This is a genomic window from Formosa sp. Hel3_A1_48 (assembly GCF_001735715.1).
In the GTDB taxonomy this organism is placed as follows: Bacteria; Bacteroidota; Bacteroidia; order Flavobacteriales; family Flavobacteriaceae; genus UBA3537.
In genome coordinates this window covers 1604295-1625238 of the sequence record NZ_CP017259.1, presented here as the reverse complement: position 1 = coordinate 1625238, position 20944 = coordinate 1604295, and the positions used below count along the sequence as shown (strand labels likewise).

General features: G+C 38.9%; 13 protein-coding genes, 2 tRNA genes and 3 rRNA genes. 7 read left to right on the top strand and 11 right to left on the bottom strand.

Annotated features, from left to right (window positions below; genetic code table 11):
* Positions 1–130 precede the first annotated feature (130 nt).
* Positions 131–541, bottom strand: a complete 411-nt coding sequence (locus FORMA_RS07325) for a 6-pyruvoyl trahydropterin synthase family protein (RefSeq protein ID WP_069675043.1) — start codon at positions 539–541, stop codon at positions 131–133.
* On the bottom strand, positions 538–1062 hold the full coding sequence (gene idi, locus FORMA_RS07320; RefSeq protein ID WP_069675042.1) for an isopentenyl-diphosphate Delta-isomerase: 525 nt from the start codon (positions 1060–1062) through the stop codon (positions 538–540). Before idi ends, FORMA_RS07325 begins: the two co-directional genes overlap by 4 nt.
* A 145-nt stretch (positions 1063–1207) precedes the next feature.
* Between idi and FORMA_RS07315 the strand changes: the two genes are divergently transcribed.
* Positions 1208–2794, top strand: a complete 1587-nt coding sequence (locus FORMA_RS07315; protein ID WP_069675041.1) for a peptide chain release factor 3 — start codon at positions 1208–1210, stop codon at positions 2792–2794.
* A 78-nt stretch (positions 2795–2872) separates the two neighbouring features.
* Here FORMA_RS07315 and rrf read toward each other — a convergent pair.
* The 6 genes from rrf to FORMA_RS07285 form a co-directional block, all read right to left on the bottom strand.
* A 5S ribosomal RNA gene (rrf, locus tag FORMA_RS07310) occupies positions 2873–2980 on the bottom strand.
* A 130-nt stretch (positions 2981–3110) separates the two neighbouring features.
* Positions 3111–5932, bottom strand: a 23S ribosomal RNA gene (locus FORMA_RS07305).
* 185 nt (positions 5933–6117) lie between these two features.
* Positions 6118–6191: transfer RNA gene (locus tag FORMA_RS07300), tRNA-Ala, on the bottom strand.
* A 90-nt stretch (positions 6192–6281) separates the two neighbouring features.
* A tRNA-Ile gene (locus FORMA_RS07295) sits at positions 6282–6355 on the bottom strand.
* Between the two features lie 94 nt (positions 6356–6449).
* Positions 6450–7974, bottom strand: a 16S ribosomal RNA gene (locus FORMA_RS07290).
* The 16S, 23S and 5S rRNA genes sit together here with 2 tRNA genes alongside, the layout of an rRNA operon.
* 277 nt (positions 7975–8251) lie before the next feature.
* Complete coding sequence (locus FORMA_RS07285; RefSeq protein WP_069675040.1) at positions 8252–10219, bottom strand: putative porin; 1968 nt, start codon at positions 10217–10219, stop codon at positions 8252–8254.
* 113 nt (positions 10220–10332) lie between these two features.
* On the opposite strand from FORMA_RS07285, the gene FORMA_RS07280 reads away from it, so the two are divergent.
* Positions 10333–10929: a ribonuclease HII gene (locus tag FORMA_RS07280; protein WP_069675039.1), complete on the top strand. Its 597-nt coding sequence runs from the start codon at positions 10333–10335 to the stop codon at positions 10927–10929.
* Positions 10930–10964: 35 nt separating this feature from the next.
* Positions 10965–13274 (top strand): DUF3352 domain-containing protein, encoded by a 2310-nt coding sequence (locus tag FORMA_RS07275; protein WP_069675038.1) that lies wholly within the window; start codon positions 10965–10967, stop codon positions 13272–13274.
* On the opposite strand, the gene lipB is transcribed toward FORMA_RS07275, so the two are convergent.
* Positions 13271–13969, bottom strand: coding sequence for a lipoyl(octanoyl) transferase LipB (gene lipB / locus FORMA_RS07270; RefSeq protein WP_069675037.1), 699 nt, complete (start codon positions 13967–13969; stop codon positions 13271–13273). The two genes, FORMA_RS07275 and lipB, sit on opposite strands and share 4 nt — an antisense overlap.
* A 17-nt stretch (positions 13970–13986) precedes the next feature.
* The gene (locus FORMA_RS09230) at positions 13987–14118 is read right to left on the bottom strand and encodes a YqaE/Pmp3 family membrane protein (protein ID WP_231925011.1); all 132 of its coding nucleotides are present in this window, start codon (positions 14116–14118) and stop codon (positions 13987–13989) included.
* 163 nt (positions 14119–14281) lie between these two features.
* Here FORMA_RS09230 and lysS point away from each other — a divergent pair, with 163 nt between their 5' ends.
* From lysS to FORMA_RS07255, 3 genes are all read left to right on the top strand, one after another.
* Positions 14282–15979: a lysine--tRNA ligase gene (gene lysS / locus FORMA_RS07265; protein WP_069675036.1), complete on the top strand. Its 1698-nt coding sequence runs from the start codon at positions 14282–14284 to the stop codon at positions 15977–15979.
* 90 nt (positions 15980–16069) lie between these two features.
* Positions 16070–18556 (top strand): zinc-dependent metalloprotease, encoded by a 2487-nt coding sequence (locus FORMA_RS07260; RefSeq protein WP_069675035.1) that lies wholly within the window; start codon positions 16070–16072, stop codon positions 18554–18556.
* 30 nt (positions 18557–18586) lie between these two features.
* Positions 18587–19030, top strand: coding sequence for a hypothetical protein (locus tag FORMA_RS07255; protein ID WP_069675034.1), 444 nt, complete (start codon positions 18587–18589; stop codon positions 19028–19030).
* Between the two features lie 57 nt (positions 19031–19087).
* On the opposite strand, the gene FORMA_RS07250 is transcribed toward FORMA_RS07255, so the two are convergent.
* Complete coding sequence (locus tag FORMA_RS07250; protein ID WP_069675033.1) at positions 19088–19981, bottom strand: hypothetical protein; 894 nt, start codon at positions 19979–19981, stop codon at positions 19088–19090.
* Between the two features lie 140 nt (positions 19982–20121).
* Between FORMA_RS07250 and FORMA_RS07245 the strand changes: the two genes are divergently transcribed.
* The gene (locus tag FORMA_RS07245; RefSeq protein ID WP_069675032.1) at positions 20122–20928 is read left to right on the top strand and encodes a sulfite exporter TauE/SafE family protein; all 807 of its coding nucleotides are present in this window, start codon (positions 20122–20124) and stop codon (positions 20926–20928) included.
* The last annotated feature ends 16 nt before the right edge of the window (positions 20929–20944 follow it).

The window sequence follows — 20944 nt, the reverse complement described above, 5'->3', positions numbered from 1 at the left end:
GTGTTTTTTTATTTTGTACAAAATTACATCATTTTTAAATATAAAACTGCATTTATACCTCATTTGCAGCTTTAGTTTAAAAATGTGTTTTCAAAGAGGATGTTTTACAGAAGATATTAGGGATCGTATGTTATGAACCTGAATAAGATACAAAATTTCTTGGCGTTTCGTAAAGTGTAACTTCTAAGGCTAAATGCGGCTCCAAAACGGCTTTTAACTTGTTGTATATAACGACAACTATATTTTCTGCTGTAGGGTTTAAATTTTTAAATTCTGGCACGTCAAGATTTAAATTTTTGTGATCAAATGCCTCCTCTACTTCTGATTTTATAAAGTCTTTTAAAATTTTCACATCAACAACATAGCCAGTTTCAGGATCAATTTTGCCTGTCACACTAACCACCATTTCATAGTTATGCCCATGGAAATTAGGGTTGTTGCATTTGCCAAAAATAGCAACATTTTTTTCTGTACTCCAATCAGGTCTGTGCAATCTATGGGCCGCATTAAAATGGGCACGGCGACTAACTGTTACGTTCATGCGTTTGTATTTATATAATTATAAAATTTTTCAAATATTATTTTGAACCATGCTGTATATTGCTCTGGGTGCACATTAATATCGTGTTTCACATCCTCCAACGGCATCCATTTCCAATCCTCAACCTCTTGCTTATTTATAATGGGTTCATTTTCGTAGTACCCCAGCATTATGTGATCGAGTTCATGTTCTGTGAGTCCATTATCAAAAGGCGCTTTGTAAATAAATGATGTGGTTTCTTTCAAGTCGGTGGTAAATCCCATCTCCTCTTTGAGGCGTCTTGTGCCAGCTTCTATATTGGATTCTCCATCGCGTTGGTGGCTGCAACAGGTATTGGTCCACAACAACGGGGAATGGTATTTATGAGCAGCGCGTTGTTGCAACATAAGTTCATTTTTTGTATTGAACACAAATACAGAAAAAGCGCGATGTAAAACCGCCTTTTCATGCGCTTCCATTTTGGGCATCAACCCAATTTGCTCATCATACTCATTTACCAGAATGACTTGTTCTTCAACCATGATGCTAAATTATTAACTAATTTATTATAATTTATTAATTAATTCCCAAAATGTAAATCGCAAATATTATTTTTTTCGGTGAGAAACCAAATCTAGGGCAATTGTACTTGATTGAATAATCGTATCTTTGCCAAAATAATTTTTCATGTCTTTTAAAAGCGAAATACAGCGGCGGCGCACCTTTGGAATTGTATCTCACCCCGATGCCGGAAAAACAACACTTACAGAAAAATTACTTCTTTTTGGAGGAGCTATACAAGAGGCTGGAGCTGTTAAAAGCAATAAAATTAAAAAGGGAGCCACTAGTGACTTTATGGAAATTGAACGCCAACGTGGAATTTCTGTTGCGACTTCAGTTTTAGCATTCGAATACAAAGACATCAAAATCAATATTTTAGACACTCCTGGGCACAAGGATTTTGCAGAAGACACCTTCCGTACACTAACTGCTGTTGATAGCGTAATTGTCGTTATTGACGTAGCCAAAGGAGTTGAGGAACAAACAGAAAAACTAGTTCAAGTCTGCCGGATGCGCAATATACCTATCATCGTATTCATCAATAAAATGGACCGTGAAGGAAAAGACGCTTTTGATCTTTTGGACGAGGTAGAACAAAAATTAGCATTAAAAGTTACACCACTGAGCTTTCCAATTGGCATGGGATATGATTTTCAAGGCATATACAATCTATGGGAACGCAACATAAATCTGTTTACAGGCGACAGTAAAAAAAACATTGATGATACAGTGGAAATTTCAGATTTATCGGACAGTACGCTCAATTCACTTGTGGGCGAAAAGGCGGCTGTAACACTCCGTGAAGAAATTGAACTTGTTGAAGGTATCTACCCCGGTTTTGATCAAGATAGCTACTTAAATGGTGAACTGCAACCGGTATTTTTTGGTTCTGCGCTAAATAATTTTGGCGTCAAAGAATTATTGGATTGCTTTGTATCCATAGCACCCACTCCTCGTCCAAAAGCGAGTGAAGAGCGAATTGTGGCCCCAGATGAGGATAAATTTTCTGGTTTTGTTTTTAAGATTCATGCTAATATGGACCCAAAACACCGCGACAGACTTGCTTTTATTAAGATTGTATCGGGAACCTTTAAAAGAAATACAGCCTACTTACATGTACGCCATAATAAGAATTTAAAATTTTCTAGTCCAAACGCCTTTTTTGCCGAAAAAAAAGAAATTGTAGACACCTCATACCCTGGTGATATTGTTGGACTTCACGATACAGGAAATTTTAAAATCGGTGATACTCTAACCGAAGGTGAGATTTTAAATTACAAAGGCGTTCCAAGTTTTTCTCCAGAACATTTCAGATATATCAACAATGCAGATCCATTAAAATCAAAACAGCTTTACAAAGGGATTGACCAACTCATGGATGAGGGTGTCGCTCAATTGTTTACGCTAGATCTCAATGGCAGAAAAGTAATTGGGACGGTAGGCGCACTTCAGTACGAAGTAATTCAATACCGACTGGAGCACGAATACGGCGCCAAATGTAGTTATGAGAATTTGAATGTCCACAAAGCCGCTTGGGTAGAACCCCAAGACGAAAAGAATGAAGAATTTAAAGAATTTAAACGCGTCAAACAACGCTTTTTGGCCAAGGACAAACAAGGACAATTAGTCTTTTTGGCCGATTCAAAATTTTCATTACAAATGACCGAACAAAAATACCCTTCCATCAAATTTCATTTGACTTCTGAGTTTTAGCCCACCCAGGTGAAGTAAAACACATGGTTAGTTTTATGCATAAAAAAAACCCCCACATTGCTGTGAGGGTTTAATTAAAAAAGGCGGTGACCTACTCTTCCACAAGTGTAGTACCATCGGCGCTAATGGGCTTAACTGCTCTGTTCGGGATGGTAAGAGGTGAGCCCCATTGCAATAACCACCTTAGGGTTATTTCTTGTCTAGCGCTTTGGGCTATCCAAGGTATTTCAGCAAATTGTGCTGAACAATAAGTTAACATATTGAAAAAAATATACATGGTAAAAGTAATGGTGTACTTCATTAAAAAAAACAGCCGTACAATAAGCCTATGGATGATTAGTACTACTCGGCTATGACATTACTGCCTTTACACCTGTAGCCTATCAACGTGGTCATCTCCCACGATCCTTTAAAGAAATCTCATCTTGTGGTAGGTTTCGCGCTTATATGCTTTCAGCGCTTATCCTTTCCCAACGTAGCTACCCAGCAGTGCTCCTGGCGGAACAACTGGTACACCAGAGGTTAGTCCATTCCGGTCCTCTCGTACTAGGAACAGATCCACTCAAATTTCTAACGCCCACTGTAGATAGAGACCGAACTGTCTCACGACGTTCTGAACCCAGCTCGCGTGCCACTTTAATGGGCGAACAGCCCAACCCTTGGGACCTTCTCCAGCCCCAGGATGTGACGAGCCGACATCGAGGTGCCAAACCCCCCCGTCGATGTGAGCTCTTGGGGGAGATCAGCCTGTTATCCCCGGCGTACCTTTTATCCTTTGAGCGATGGCCCTTCCATACGGAACCACCGGATCACTATGCTCTACTTTCGTACCTGATCGACCTGTATGTCTCTCAGTCAAGCACCCTTATGCCATTGCACTCTACGCACGGTTACCAAGCGTGCTGAGGGTACCTTTAGAAGCCTCCGTTACTCTTTTGGAGGCGACCACCCCAGTCAAACTACCCACCAAGCACTGTCCTTTCAAAAAGAAAGTTAGACTCTAGATAAGCAAAGGGTGGTATTTCAACAATGACTCCACAACGCCTGGCGACGCCACTTCAAAGTCTCCCACCTATCCTACACATTACTTATCCAAAACCAATACTAAGCTATAGTAAAGGTGCACGGGGTCTTTTCGTCCCACAGCGGGTAATCGGCATCTTCACCGATACTACAATTTCACCGAGCTCATGGCTGAGACAGTGTCCAGATCGTTGCACCATTCGTGCAGGTCGGAACTTACCCGACAAGGAATTTCGCTACCTTAGGACCGTTATAGTTACGGCCGCCGTTTACTGGGGCTTCATTTCAATGCTTCGCCGAAGCTAACATCTCCACTTAACCTTCCAGCACCGGGCAGGTGTCAGGCCCTATACATCATCTTTCGATTTAGCAGAGCCCTGTGTTTTTGATAAACAGTCGCCTGGACCTCTTCACTGCGGCCTCCAATTGCTTGGAGGCGACCCTTCTCCCGAAGTTACGGGTCGATTTTGCCTAGTTCCTTAGCCATGAATCTCTCGAGCACCTTAGAATTCTCATCCCAACTACCTGTGTCGGTTTATGGTACGGGCTGCTTCACTTGCTTTTCTTGGAAGTCGATTCTCTGGATTATCACCGCAGCCGAAGCTTTAGTGTACTATCGCCGTGTTACCACTGGCTTCAACGTACTATTCCGTCAGTACGCACCAAATATTCGCCTCCGTCACGTTTAGCGTGAGCAGGTACAGGAATATTAACCTGTTGTCCATCCACTACCCCTTTCGGGTTCGCGTTAGGTCCCGACTAACCCTCAGCTGATTAGCATAGCTGAGGAAACCTTAGTCTTTCGGTGTGCGGGTTTCTCGCCCGCATTATCGTTACTTATGCCTACATTTTCTTTTGTAGCTTCTCCAGCAAAACTCACGTTTCACCTTCGACGACACTACAATGCTCCCCTACCACTTTTACAAGTCCATAGCTTCGGTAGTATGTTTATGCCCGATTATTATCCATGCCGGATCGCTCGACTAGTGAGCTGTTACGCACTCTTTAAATGAATGGCTGCTTCCAAGCCAACATCCTAGCTGTCTGTGCAATCCAACCGCGTTTATTCAACTTAACATACATTTTGGGACCTTAGCTGATGGTCTGGGTTCTTTCCCTCTCGGACATGGACCTTAGCACCCATGCCCTCACTGCATTACATCATTTTATAGCATTCGGAGTTTGTCAGGAATTGGTAGGCGGTGAAGCCCCCGCATCCAATCAGTAGCTCTACCTCTATAAAACTAATAATACGCTGCACCTAAATGCATTTCGGGGAGTACGAGCTATTTCCGAGTTTGATTGGCCTTTCACCCCTACCCACAGGTCATCCCAAGACTTTTCAACGTCAACGGGTTCGGGCCTCCACTGTGTGTTACCACAGCTTCACCCTGCCCATGGGTAGATCACACGGTTTCGCGTCTACCGCCACTAACTAAAGCGCCCTATTCAGACTCGCTTTCGCTACGGATCCGCACCAAAAGTGCTTAACCTTGCTAGAAACGGTAACTCGTAGGCTCATTATGCAAAAGGCACGCCGTCACCCAAAAGGGCTCCGACCGCTTGTAAGCGTATGGTTTCAGGTTCTATTTCACTCCTTTATTCAAGGTTCTTTTCACCTTTCCCTCACGGTACTAGTTCACTATCGGTCTCTCAGGAGTATTTAGCCTTAGCGGATGGTCCCGCCAAATTCACACAGGATTACACGTGTCCCGCGCTACTCAGGATACTGCTATGTATTAAATCACTTACCTATACGGGACTATCACCCTCTTTGGTCTGTCTTTCCAAACAGTTCTAATTCATGATTCATACAATGACGCAGTCCTACAACCCCAGTATTGCCGTAACAACACTGGTTTGGGCTATTCCGCGTTCGCTCGCCACTACTTACGGAATCACTTTTGTTTTCTTCTCCTCCAGGTACTTAGATGTTTCAGTTCCCTGGGTTTGCCTCCTTGCGGATACTATGTCTTCAACATAGTGGGTTGCCCCATTCGGATATTTGCGGATCAATTTGTATGTGCCAATCCCCGCAACTTTTCGCAGCTTATCACGTCCTTCATCGCCTCTGAGAGCCTAGGCATTCCCCATACGCTCTTATTTAGCTTATTGTACTTTTTGTCTTTTTAATGAGTTACTATTAAGCACCACAATAAAATCCTTAAAAGCTAATAAATTAACCCCTAAATATAATATCATGATACCTTATTATTGCTCGTTACAATAATTATTACTTTTATTAAATATTTCTATCTAATTTCATGTATCTTTTTTCAATATGTCAATGAACGTTTTTGTGGAGAATATCGGAGTCGAACCGATGACCTCCTGCGTGCAAGGCAGGCGCTCTAGCCAGCTGAGCTAATTCCCCATATACTAGTAGTTAGTACATAGTAGTTAGTAGTTAGTGACTCTTAACTACATCCTCAACTTCTAGAATTTCCAATTCAAAAAAAATTAGTAGTCTCAGGCAGACTCGAACTGCCGACCTCTACATTATCAGTGTAGCGCTCTAACCAGCTGAGCTATGAGACTCTACTTTTTTACTTGGTATCTTTTTTAATTAACAGCTGTGAGAATAAACGCACTCTTTTCCTTACTTAATTTACCTCTAGTCGTCTTTCTCTAGAAAGGAGGTGTTCCAGCCGCACCTTCCGGTACGGCTACCTTGTTACGACTTAGCCCTAGTTATCGATTTTACCCTAGGCCGCTCCTTGCGGTAACGGACTTCAGGCACTCCCAACTTCCATGGCTTGACGGGCGGTGTGTACAAGGCCCGGGAACGTATTCACCGGATCATGGCTGATATCCGATTACTAGCGATTCCAGCTTCACGGAGTCGAGTTGCAGACTCCGATCCGAACTGTGATCGGCTTTGAAGATTCGCTCCTACTCGCGTAGTGGCTGCTCTCTGTACCGACCATTGTAGCACGTGTGTAGCCCAGGACGTAAGGGCCGTGATGATTTGACGTCATCCCCACCTTCCTCACGGTTTGCACCGGCAGTCTTGTTAGAGTTCCCGACATGACTCGCTGGCAACTAACAACAGGGGTTGCGCTCGTTATAGGACTTAACCTGACACCTCACGGCACGAGCTGACGACAACCATGCAGCACCTTGTAAGTGGTCCGAAGAAATAGCTATCTCTAACTAATGCAACTTACATTTAAGCCCTGGTAAGGTTCCTCGCGTATCATCGAATTAAACCACATGCTCCACCGCTTGTGCGGGCCCCCGTCAATTCCTTTGAGTTTCATTCTTGCGAACGTACTCCCCAGGTGGGTTACTTATCACTTTCGCTTAGCCACTCAGACACAAGGTCCAAACAGCTAGTAACCATCGTTTACGGCGTGGACTACCAGGGTATCTAATCCTGTTCGCTACCCACGCTTTCGTCCATCAGTGTCAGTTGATTATTAGTAATCTGCCTTCGCAATTGGTATTCTATGTAATATCTATGCATTTCACCGCTACACTACATATTCTAACTACTTCATAATAACTCAAGATAACCAGTATCAAAGGCAATTTTACAGTTGAGCTGCAAGATTTCACCTCTGACTTAATTATCCACCTACGGACCCTTTAAACCCAATGATTCCGGATAACGCTTGGATCCTCCGTATTACCGCGGCTGCTGGCACGGAGTTAGCCGATCCTTATTCTTATAGTACCGTCAGCTACTTACACGTAAGTAGGTTTCTTCCTATATAAAAGCAGTTTACAACCCATAGGGCAGTCTTCCTGCACGCGGCATGGCTGGATCAGAGTTGCCTCCATTGTCCAATATTCCTCACTGCTGCCTCCCGTAGGAGTCTGGTCCGTGTCTCAGTACCAGTGTGGGGGATCCCCCTCTCAGGGCCCCTATCTATCGTAGCCTTGGTGAGCCGTTACCTCACCAACAAACTAATAGAACGCATACTCATCTTATACCGTAACCTTTACTCCTAAAATGATGCCACTCTAAGAGACTATGGGGGATTAATCTTCATTTCTAAAGGCTATACCCCAGTATAAGGCAGATTGTATACGCGTTACGCACCCGTGCGCCGGTCGTCAGCGGAAAAGCAAGCTTCTCCCTGTTACCCCTCGACTTGCATGTGTTAGGCCTGCCGCTAGCGTTCATCCTGAGCCAGGATCAAACTCTTCATCGTTATTTGTTAAGCTATATCTCAAGCTTGTTCTATATAACAACTAAAGGAAATTTAATTTTTCAGTACTCAAAATGGTCTATTCTCTGTCGAGATCAATCGTTTCCAATCAATCCCTACGCTGTCAATCAATATGTTTAATGAACGTGTCTTAAAATCAAAACTTTGCGCACTCAGACGCAAAGCGGGTGCAAATATAAAACCCTTTTTCCGTACACACAATAGTTTTTAAATTAATTTTGAAAAAAAATTAAAGGAAGTACTTTTTAATCTGTAGAAATTACAAAAAGAAGTTCCAAACAAGACCAAAGCGAACAATAAAATCGCGGTATGGATAGTTAGGCGCAGAGTAGAAATTGTAGCCTGTCATGGCAGAATTGAAATGTTCGGCCTTTAAAAACAAACGCGTTTGTTGTATTTTGGCATTAATAAAAAAGTCTAAGCGCGGAAAATCTCCTAAACTTTTTTGATTCTGAATGTAAAATTCGGCTAGTATGGGGTCATAGGCATTCATGTTATAGGCCGTAAAATAATGGAAGTTAATTCCTGTTTGCAAAAAAAGCGCTTTATCAAAAAATGTATTGCTGTAGTAAAATGTATTTCGGGTGTTGATTTGTGGCACATTAAAAACCTGATCTCCTTCAAACACTTGCTGGTAGAGCAATGTATTGTTCAATGCAAAATTCCCAAACTTAAATTCCTTCTCATATTTGACACGGGCGTAATTAATTGTCCCATCGTACTGGTAAGGCTTTACTCCCTGACTTTCTTTGTTTTCAAAAAACAAGAAGTTAGAGATGGTAGAGTAATCGGCCGATAGAGTTCCGTATTTGTACGAGGTGAGTTCAAAAGCGAGTTGTTGCGTTTGTTGGTTTTTAAAATTATTTTGCCAGTTGTAATTCAAATAATCGCTTTGATGTAGACGGTAGTTATAGTTGGCGGCAGAGGAGTTCATGTTGAGTTTTGCCATGAGCTGTAGGTCCGAGTTGATCTGATAGTCTGCTTGTGCATTTAAATAATTACCATCCAAATCACCCGCTACATTAATCCCCAAATCGGCTTTTAAAAGTACAGGGCCCAATTGTTTGTCGTAGCCCCCTTCAAATGACAGAGTAGACTCTTTCAAGCGATTGCTAATAGTTTGTCCATCTAAAATAACCAATGCATTATAGCCATAATTAAATGAATTATAGCCCAATTGGGCTGATAGTCTGCCTATTGTCTTATTAGTATAATCAACATTTAGGGCTGTGTAAAAATGCTCAAAGGTGTTTTTATCCGTGAGCTTTGAGGATACAAAGGCATCTCCAAAAAAATCAACCTTCTTGTCTTGTTTAAATTGATAGTATTTGTCTTCTATATATATGGTGCTTCCAATGTTTATCCCATTGTAGCCCAAAGAGTCATTGGATTTAAGTTGATAGACCTGATCTAAGTAAAAGCGTCGACCCTCTAAATTGTTCTCAGCATTTTCAAAAAGAGGATCAAACAAAGAGCGGTCAATAAACTCTTCATTCCCATTTTCAAACTCTAATAAATCTTCATCCGATAAACCTCCATTCTCTTGATTTAAAATATCTTGGGTAACCATGTGCGCACGAGCACGATAACGTTTATTTTTGCTTTGATAACTGCTTGTAAACCTAAAATTGCCAGTACTCGAGAGTATATGCTGGTATTTCCCTAAAGAACGCATTCCTTTGTAAGCGATTGAAAAATTAAACTCTTTAGAGGTATTAACTGTGAAAAAAGCATCTAACAATTGTCCTTGTTCAAAATTGGACTTAAACATGAGTTCGGTGAGAGGTGTAGGTACGTGGTAGTAACGAATTGCATTAACATCCATGTAATTGAAGTGTTTGGCTTGCGCAGCAAAGCCCGGTGATAAGTTTTGACCAGACATGTTTCTGCTGAGCGTGTTGTAGGTTTGCCCCATGTTATTAAACGGCAATAAGTCGAAGTAATCTTTTCTAAGGTAATTGAACTTGTATTCTTTTTTTATGTTCAATGTAGTATCTACATGTACAGTATCGTGCTTTCGAGTTATAATTTTATAATCTTCAATTTTCGCTTTTGTGTTTTTGGCTACTTTTTTTGATGCTCCACCAGAAATGGTGTCAAATTCACCTCTTTTGAGGTCCATTTTGCGCATTTCGCCAGAATTGGGCGCCTTTTGTAAACGTTTAGTTTGACCAAAAATCTGATTAGAAGAAAGAACTAATAAAAATACAGCAATGTATCTGTACATAAATGGTGTGGATCAAAATTACAACATCAAAAGTAGGAAATTATTGGGGATTTTGATGGATTTGGTTGGATTCAAAAAAAGTAATTTATATTTACATCTAAAATTTAAGCTTAATGCTCAAACACAGTGTTTCCAATAAAAAATTCGAATGTGGTACTGATGAGGCTGGACGAGGCTGTTTGGCCGGACCTGTGGCAGCTGCAGCAGTTATTCTTCCTAAACATTTTAAAAACGACCTACTTAACGACTCTAAACAACTTTCTCATGCCCAACGGTACAAGCTACGGCCGATCATTGAAAAAGAAGCCATAAGTTATGCTGTTGCCTATGTTTACCCTTCCGAAATTGATAAAATCAATATCCTTAACGCCTCGATATTGGCCATGCACAAATCTATAGATCAGTTAAAAAAAGTGAGCTTTATAGCTGTTGACGGAAACCGTTTTAAAGCATACAATTCCGTACCACACGAAACCGTAATTAAGGGAGATGCAAAGTACCTCAACATCGCAGCAGCTTCTGTATTGGCTAAAACCTACCGCGATGATTATATGACTGAAATTCATGAGGAATTTCCAATGTATAATTGGCAAAAAAATAAAGGCTATCCCACTAATGAGCATCGAGAGGCCATCAAAAAATATGGCCCAACAAAATACCACAGAATGTCTTTTAAACTACTTCCCGACCAGTTAAGTCTTGATTTTTAATTTTATCTTTGCTATAGGTTGACCGACTTAAATTTATGAAAAAAACATTTTCCTTATTTGCAATCATAATCCTAACATACGGCTGTCAAAAAACATCTAATCGCAGTTTGGTACCCGAACACTATATCCCCAATAACGCGCAAATGGTTTTGCGCATCAATTCCATGGATGTGTTCAAAAGCGCTTTAAAAAACAATCCCATACTCTCAAAGACAAAATTACAGTCAATGCTTGAAGATCACCTCGGCCCTATTGATAGCTTAAATATTTCTGGTCCTTTGCTGATTTGCAAAAACAAAGAGAATGAACAATCCAATTACACATTTATAACAGAAAAAAAACACATTGCTAATAAATCCCTTTTAAATTTAAATCAGACCTTAGACAGTATATGGATATTATCTTCTAACCCACCAAGCAAAGTAAAAGAAGAGTATTCAAACCATCCATTCAGTACACTTTCAGCTACAACAGACAAAAACGCCACGTTTAATATTTATTTTGGGCCTTCCAAAAAAAAGCAAAATAAATTTTCTCTTTTTGAACAGGTTTTGCTTGATGTAAACGCCACTCCTGAGCAATTGAGTATCAGTGGAATTTACACAGACAAAATCAATGATTGGGCTAGATTATTCCATCAAATTTCACCAGAAGCCCAACAACTAGCAAAAGTCATTCCAAATGATGTTGAAAACTTCAAGTCGTTAGTATACACTGATTTTGAACAATTTTCGAAAAATATACAAGCTATTGACAGTACTGCTATAGCTTCCGAATTTTCGAAGAGCTTATTTGGCACTACACAAGAAATTGGAAGTATGGAAACTTCAAAAGGCATTGCCATTGCTCTGCACTCAATAGATATAAGCGCCAGCCGGGAACTCCTTTTGGGTTTTCAAGAAAAAGCTAAAATATTTCGATCTGTCCCGATCTTTAAATTTAATAACGACTCTATTTTTAAAAATTCTTTTGGGAAATTATTACCTAAGTTAGCTAGTACTAGATATACAATTCTTGATCACTATTTGGTGTTCTCAGATCAAGAAAAAATTCTTGAAGATGTAATTTCAGATTACACCAACAAAAACAGCCTGAACAGCAGCAAAGCTTTTCAAAATACAATTGAAACATTAAGTGATGAGGCTTCATTTCAAAAAACCCTAGACACCAAAGACTTAGCAACTACACTTAACGAACTTTTAGACACCAATTTTTCTGAAAAGGATCTAAATGCGTACAAAAACTCAGTTGTTCAAATCATTAAAGACGATGAAGTTGTGCACCTTAATGCCGAAATTGTGAATTTTCGCCCTGCAACAAAACAAAACTCGGTAAGAGAAGTGTTTAGTTTGACACTTGAAGCCCCAATTTTAGGGACAGCTCAGTTTGTGAAAAATCACCAAACAAAACAAAAAGATATCGTTGTTCAAGACATAGAAAACCATTTGTATTTAATATCAAATAAAGGGGTAGTTCGATGGAAAAAAAAGTTACCTGGTCCAATTCTAGGGCAAATAAAACAAGTTGATATATTCAAAAATGGACGTTTACAAATGGTGTTTTCTACAGCTAAAAAAGTATATGTTTTGGATCGATTGGGACGTAATGTAGAAGGCTTCCCATTAAGCTTCAAAGATAGAATCACACAAGCTGTTGCTGTATTTGATTACGATAAAAATAAAAATTACCGCTTATTAGTTACTCAAGATAAATCCTTGTTGATGTATGACGGAAAAGGAAAACGAGTTAAAGGATTTTCTCATCAATCGAAAAAACCAGTAAACTCGCAACCGCAACACATTCGATACAACAGTAAAGATTATATTGTTTTTACAGCTGGTGATAAATTATCGATTTTGAACCGCAGAGGAAAAAAGAGAATTAATGTAAAAGAAACTATTAAATTTTCAGGTCAAAAAATATATTTTTATAATAATAAATTTACAACATTAGATTCAGATGGAGCTCTTGTACAGGTAGATACAAAAGGGCGTGTAAGTAAGCAAAGTTTAGGATTTGATCCTTTAACAGAAATCACCACATCCAGCAGGACTCTGGCCGCACAATGGGCAAATTATTTACAAATAAAAAGTACGAAAATAACATTAGATTACGGAAGTTATTTGCCTCCACAACTGTTTTACGTAAATGATAAAATATATATTGCTTTGACAGACCAACAGCTGCAAAAAGTTAGCTTATATGACAGCAATGGAGTTCTATTTTCCGGGTTCCCTGTTTATGGTTTTTCCCAAATTGACCTTTCCAATGCAGACCGCAATAGTTCTTTAGAGTTTATATGCCAAAGCGGTGCATCAGAACTTATTATGTACCAACTTTACTAAGCTAGATCAGCTTCAAAAAGCGCGAGGAAATGTTTCAATAATTTTTCTTTTACTTGATTTTCGTCCACACGGTCAAGATTCAACTCTACACGAAGTGAAGTGACTGCCTTACCGCGAATTCCACATGGAATAATATTATCAAAATAGCCTAAATCCGTATTTACATTTAGAGCAAATCCATGCATAGTAACCCAACGGCTTGCTCGAACACCCATAGCACAAATTTTGCGCGCAAAAGGAGTACCTACATCAAGCCAAACGCCAGTCTCGCCATCACTTCGCGTTGCTTTTATACCATATTCAGCAAGTGTCAAAATAATTGTCTCCTCCAACAATCTAAGGTATTTGTGAATATCAGTAAAAAAATTCTCTAGGTCCAAAATTGGATACCCGACCAGTTGTCCAGGGCCGTGGTATGTAATATCACCTCCTCTGTTAATTTTGTAAAAAGTTGCTCCTTTTTGAGTGAGTTGGTCCTCGTTTAACAATAAATTAGAAAAATCACCGCTTTTACCTAGAGTATATACATGGGGATGACTCACAAATAAAAAATGATTTGGCGTAGGCAAACCTGCACCCTGTCGTCTATTTTTTATTTTACAATCGACCGTGTTTTTAAACAACTCTTCCTGAAAATCCCAGGTTGTTTTATAATCTTTAAGGCCTAAATCTTGAACACAAATTGATTTATTCATGGGGCAAATATACAGGATTAAGTATTAGGGTTATTCAAAATAACCAACGCTGCTATGACCCCAGGTACCCATCCACAAAGCGTAAGTATGAATACAATAAGAAAAGAACCACAACCCTTATCTACTACAGCTAAGGGTGGAAAAAAAATGGAAAGAAGCACACGCCAAACACTCATGTTATTAAATAAAGTTATTGATTTGATACGTTAGTACAAAATTAATCAAAATCGTTACAATACACTTAAATTTTGTTTCCCTTATTGGAATCCAATTCAGAGTCATTATCTTTGTGACTTAAATCATAACCATATTATGACTCAGCTTTCAGAACAAGAACTTGTACGTCGCGAGAAACTCACAAAACTCCGCGCTTTAGGGATCAACCCTTACCCAGCAGATTTGTTTCCAGTTACCCACACCACAAACAACATAAAAAAGAATTTTAAAGAAGGCCTGAATGTAGTTGTTGCTGGTCGTTTGATGCGTAAAAAAGTTCAAGGAAAAGCTGCATTTAGTGAACTTCAAGATAGTGAAGGCCGCATTCAAGTTTATTTTAACCGCGACGAAATTTGTCCAGACGAAGACAAAACAGCCTACAATGAAATTTTTAAAAAACTTCTTGATTTAGGAGACTTTATTGGGGTCGAAGGCGAATTATTTAATACCCAAGTCGGTGAAAAAACAATATTGGTCAAAAAATTTAAACTATTAAGCAAAGCTCTTAAACCGCTACCGCTACCAAAAACAGATGCTGAGGGCAATAAATATGACGAATTCAACGATCCTGAAATGCGCTACCGTCAACGATACGCAGACCTAGCAGTGAACCCCCATGTTAAAGAAGTATTTGTAAAGCGTACAAAGCTGTTCAATGCCATGCGTGAATTTTTCAATGGAGCAGGCTATTTTGAAGTTGAAACACCTGTGTTGCAGCCCATAGCAGGAGGAGCAGCCGCTCGGCCATTTGTAACTCACCACAACAGCTTAGATATTCCCTTGTACATGCGTATTGCAAATGAACTTTACCTGAAGCGACTTATTGTTGGAGGATTTGACGGCGTTTATGAATTTTCGAAAAACTTCAGAAATGAAGGAATGGACCGTACACACAACCCTGAGTTTACAGCCATGGAAATCTACGTTGCTTACAAAGACTACAACTGGATGATGGCGTTTTGTGAACAACTTTTGGAGCATTGTGCCATTGCCGTAAATGGTACTACAATAGCCACATTTGGAGGTCATGAAATAGACTTTAAAGCACCTTATGCCCGTGTGACTATGACGGATGCTATCAAAGAATTTACAGGATTTGATATCACAGGAAAATCCGAAGAAGAACTTAGAGCTGCTGCCATTGAAATGGGAATTGATGTTGATAAAAGTATGGGTAAAGGGAAGCTTATTGATGAAATTTTTGGTGAAAAATGTGAGGGTAATTACATACAACCGACCTACATCACAGATTATCCAAAAGAAATGAGCCCTTTGTGTAAAGAGCACCGCAATAACGCAGACTTAACAGAACGCTTTGAGCTGATGGTTTGCGGAAAAGAAATAGCAAATGCTTATTCAGAATTAAATGACCCTATAGATCAAAGGGAGCGTTTTGAAGCGCAACTTAAACTTGCCGATCGTGGGGACGATGAAGCTACTCAATTTATAGACGAAGACTTCCTTCGAGCACTTGAATATGGAATGCCACCAACATCTGGAATGGGAATAGGAATGGATCGATTGATCATGTTTTTAACCAATAATGCTTCCATACAAGAAGTGTTGTTTTTTCCGCAAATGAAACCTGAAAAGAAAGCAATAGAGTTGAGCGAAAACGAAAAAGTGATTTTTGAACTTCTCAAAAAACAAAGCCCAGGAGTTTTGTCTGATTTAAAAACACAATCCGGACTCAGTAACAAAGGGTGGGATAAAGGCATGAAGGGCCTTACAAAACAAGGGTTGGCAAAAGTATTTAAGACAGATGACCAGCTAATGGTAGCTGCCACAGCTTAGTTAACTTTTTCATTAATTCTCACGTTAATTTAAATTTACAGCTATTATTTAGTACATTGGGTGGATAAATTAATTTAAATTTAAGTAATTATGAGATTCTTCAAAAAAATCAGCATACTGCTACTTACTGTTTTTTTGGTACATTCTTGCGCCATAAGCATCAAGACAACTTCTTCAAAAAAAAGTAAAGCTCCAGCAGTTGAAAAGCCAAAACCTAAAAAAGGAGACCTAAAACCTTACGATGAGATCATTACGGAAGATGCTGTTTCTGATTCTGGTTTGTTTACAGTTCATAAAATAGATGCTGATTTTTTCTACGAAATTCCTGACTCACTATTTGACAAAGAGATGCTGATGGTAACGCGAATCTCAAAAACGGCCTCTGGCATTGGGTTCGGGGGCGGAAAACAAAATACCCAAGTTTTAAGATGGCAAAAAAAGGACAAAAAAGTACTACTGCGTGTGGTTTCTTACGAAGTATTTGCAGCAGATTCACTGCCTGTGCACCAGGCGGTAGTCAATTCAAACTTTGAGCCTGTTTTGTATACTTTTCCAGTCGAAACAATAAGCAAAGATTCAACTGCAACAGTGATCAATGTGACGGAATTATTTGATAAGGATGTTAAAGCACTAGGCTTGCCAAGTTACCGTAGAAAGCAGTACAAAGTTTCACGCTTAGAGAGTAACAAATCCTTTATTGAAAGTATTAAGAGTTACCCCAAAAACATTGAAGCCCGACATGTCAAAACATATGCAGCTTCAAATGCTCCCTCAAACTCAAGCACAGGAGCGATTTCAATCGAAATTAATAATTCTATGATTTTGTTACCTGAAAACCCCATGAAAAGGCGTTATTTTGATGAGCGTGTTGGTTGGTTTACTAGAGGACAAGTCGACTATGGATTGGAAGATCAACGCAGTCGTGAGCTAACGTACTTGGATCGTTGGAGACTCGAGGTCAAAGACGAAGACATTCAAAAATTTAAAGCAGGAGAATTAGTTGAGCCAAAAAAACAAATTGTATACTATATCGATCGAGCTACTCCAAAAAAATGGCGTAAATACATTAAACAAGGAATTGAAGACTGGCAAGTTGCGTTTGAAGCAGCGGGATTTAAAAATGCTATTATAGCAGCTGATCCCCCTTCTATTGAAGAAGATCCTGAATGGAGCCCAGAGGATGTACGCTACTCTGTAGTGCGCTATTTAGCTTCACCGATCCCAAATGCTAACGGCCCACATGTTAGCGATCCTAGAACCGGAGAGATTTTGGAAAGTGACATCAATTGGTATCATAATGTAATGACCTTACTAAGAGGTTGGTTTTTTGTCCAAACAGCAGCCATCAATCCTGATGCTCGTGGAGCAGAATTCGAGGACGAAGTAATGGGTAGATTAATTCGTTTTGTCTCTGCTCACGAGGTAGGTCACACCCTTGGATTACCACATAATATGGGAAGTAGTTGTGCTTATAAAGTTGAAGATTTAAGAAGTGCCTCTTTCACTCAAAAATACGGAACAGCACCATCAATCATGGACTATGCACGTTTTAATTATGTCGCTCAGCCTGAAGATAAAGGGGTTGCCTTAATGCCAAATATTGGTGTCTACGACAAGTATGCAATCGCATGGGGATACAAACCTATTTTAGACAAAACTGCAGAAGAGGAAAAGGAAACACTCAATGGCTGGATTACAACCCATGCTGGTGATCCGATGTATCGTTTTGGTCACCAACAAGTTGGTGATGTGGTCGATCCTAGTTCTCAAACTGAGGACCTTGGCGATGATGCTGTGCTCGCTAGTACATATGGCATCAAAAACCTACAGCGCATTGTACCTAATTTAATTGAATGGACCACAAAAGATGGCGAGACCTACGACGATTTAGCACAGATGTACGGACAAGTCCTCTCTCAATTTAATCGTTATATGGGGCATGTTGCTAATAATGTTGGTGGTGTCTACGAGCACTATAAAACCGCCGATCAAGAGGGCGCCGTGTATACGCATGTAGCAAAGGAAAAACAAGCTGAAGCACTGGCGTTTTTAGATAAAGAATTGTTTCAAACACCAGCCTGGCTTTTAGACAAATCTATTTTTGAACGCATCGAATACTCTGGGTCTGTAGAACGAATTCGGTCATTGCAAGAACGCACCCTAAAAAACCTTTTGAGCTTAGGGAAAATGGCGCGGCTTATTGAGAATCAAACCCTAAATGGGTCGGATGCCTTTTTAGTGAGCGATCTTACAAAAACTTTACGAAATAGTATCTGGAGTGAACTCAAAAAAGGAACAGAAATTGACACTTACAGACGTCAGTTGCAACGAGCACATGTCGAACGTTTGGCCTACCTTATGACTGCTGAAAATCAAAGTAAGAGACGCGGTAGCGACTATATTAAATCAACCGCTGTTAACACCAATCAATCAGATATTAGAGCAGTTGTTCGGGCAGAATTAAGCACCTTGAAAAGTATGGTCCGTCGAGGGTTAAACAGAACTTCGAATACAATGTCTAGGATTCACCTTAAGGATATTTTAGAAAGAATTGAGGCGGTTTTAGACCCAAAATAATTTATTGAATACAAATTAATAATAACTATTATGAAAAAAATAATAAGCATTTTTCTAATTCTATTTAGTGCTTTTTTAATAGCACAGCCACCGCATCAACAGAGCCCTCCGGAAAAACGAATGGAGCGAATGAATAAATTGACAGCAGAACAACAAGCCACACTCTGGTCCAAAAAAATGACACTAGAATTAGACCTAAACGACACCCAAGAGCAACAAGTGTACGCTTTGGTACTAAGTAAGGCCAACACGCATAAAAAACGTAGAGCGAACAGACCAAAAGAACGTCCAAACAGCGAAGAAATGTATCAAATGCAAGTAGATCTTTTGGAAGAAAAAATCGCGATGAAAAAAGCTATGAAATCGATTTTAACCCCAAAACAATATGGTCTATGGGAGAAGTCCCAAAAGAAAAAAGAGCTTATGAAAAAGAAACATTTGAAAGGGAAGAAAAAACAGAAAAATAAGCACTAAATCATTTAAATTATCTCTTTACTAGCAACAAAAATCCAAACTTAGGTTTGGATTTTTTTATTCTAATTTTAGATTTTTTACAAATTTATTGTGTATCCAAAGTATCCCTAGACCAAAAGCAATAGAAGCAAAAATCAGAATGTTATTCAAAACACCTTCGACCGAAAAAGACATTCGAATAAGAATAGTAGAAATAATAAAGCCTGAATTTCTAATCACTTTATGAAATTGATCCGTGTAGAAAAAAGACACCAAGAGCAATAACACATCAACTATGATAAGAACCGCAAAAAACTCATCAAAAAACAGGCTGTTAACATCCTTTAAGGTTGCAGAAAGATTTTCCGGTGCAGCATCCATCAACCAACGCCCAAAAGTCAAAATACCAATAAAAACAAAAATTGGAATCAGCATGGTCGCCATTATTTTTTTGATCTTAATAAACTGCTTGATTTGTGGAACATCTACATGAGTCTTCACATTATTTTCTAAATTTTCTCTGAGATAAGAAAACACGTAAATCATGAAAAACAGAATCAGGGCTGTAATGATATCATAAGTAAAGGCAATATCATTTTTAATATCAAACCAATTAGATGATAATTCAAGATTTGATAAATCTTTAAAAATTCTCCTAATGACAATTAAAGTAATAATTTCATATTGCTTGGTAATATAGGTTGTGATTGATCTTGGGAGGTAAAAAATCAACAAGTATACTTCGTAAACCAATATAAATGAGAAAGGTGTATAAATAGCTGCAATTGGGTTGTCAAAAAAATTAGAATCTTCAAAAATATTTAGAAGATCGTAACGCTTAAGGTATATTAAAGCCAAATGAAGCAAGAAGCTCAACATGGCAATCACCAAAATACTCTTCTCAATTTTTAATTTTACCTTTTCTGAAAGTGCAACATTATAAAGCTTTTCGTACGATAATAAATTGACCATAATCCATTGGTTTTTACCTAATTAAAAGAACCTCTTGCCTATAAATTTACAAAAAAAAAGTTAGATGTGAATTTTGAGTGCCTGAGGTCAATTTTTATTAACTTACAGGCTGTTAATAATTTTAGCATTTAATACTTTTAATGGAATTAATTGATTTGTTGGGCTATTGTGCAGCTCTTTTGATTGGACTTATCCTTGGACTTATTGGTGGTGGTGGCTCTATTTTAGCTGTACCCGTTTTGGCCTATCTTTTTTTGCTTGATGAAAAATTGGCAACGGGATACTCTTTATTTATAGTAGGTTGTAGTGCTTTCGTTGGTGGAATAAAACAAGTTCAAAAAGGGAATGTAGATTTTAAAACTGCCCTTATTTTCGGCATCCCAGCTATCTTAAGTGTTATATTTGTTCGGTCTACGCTTATTCCAATTATACCCGATGAAATATTCAGTATTTACGGAATTTCGATTACTCGCCGTATGGGTATGTTTGGATTATTTGCATTAATTATGATTCCTGCAGCATTAGCAATGTTGAACCCTTTATCGACCTCTATTAATACCAATAAAACTGAGCAATTAAACTACAATTATATATTAATGCCCCTTCAAGGCGCAGTAATTGGAATGCTTACTGGAATTGTAGGTGCAGGTGGGGGGTTTTTAATTATTCCGACTCTAGTTGTTATAACTAGAATTGATATTAAAACAGCAATTGGAACATCGCTGGTTATTGTTACCTTGCAATCATTGATTGGGTTTTTCTTAGGAGATGCGCAAAGCATGGCTATTGATTGGGGCTTTTTATTGCTGTTTACTTCCATAGCAGTTGTTGGTATCTTTATTGGCTCTTACCTCAATCATAAAATAAATGAACAAAAACTACGTAAAGGATTTGGATATTTTATTTTACTAATGGCTGTGTTAATTTTTTACATGGAATTTTTATAGGTTTATTTCTGAGTCT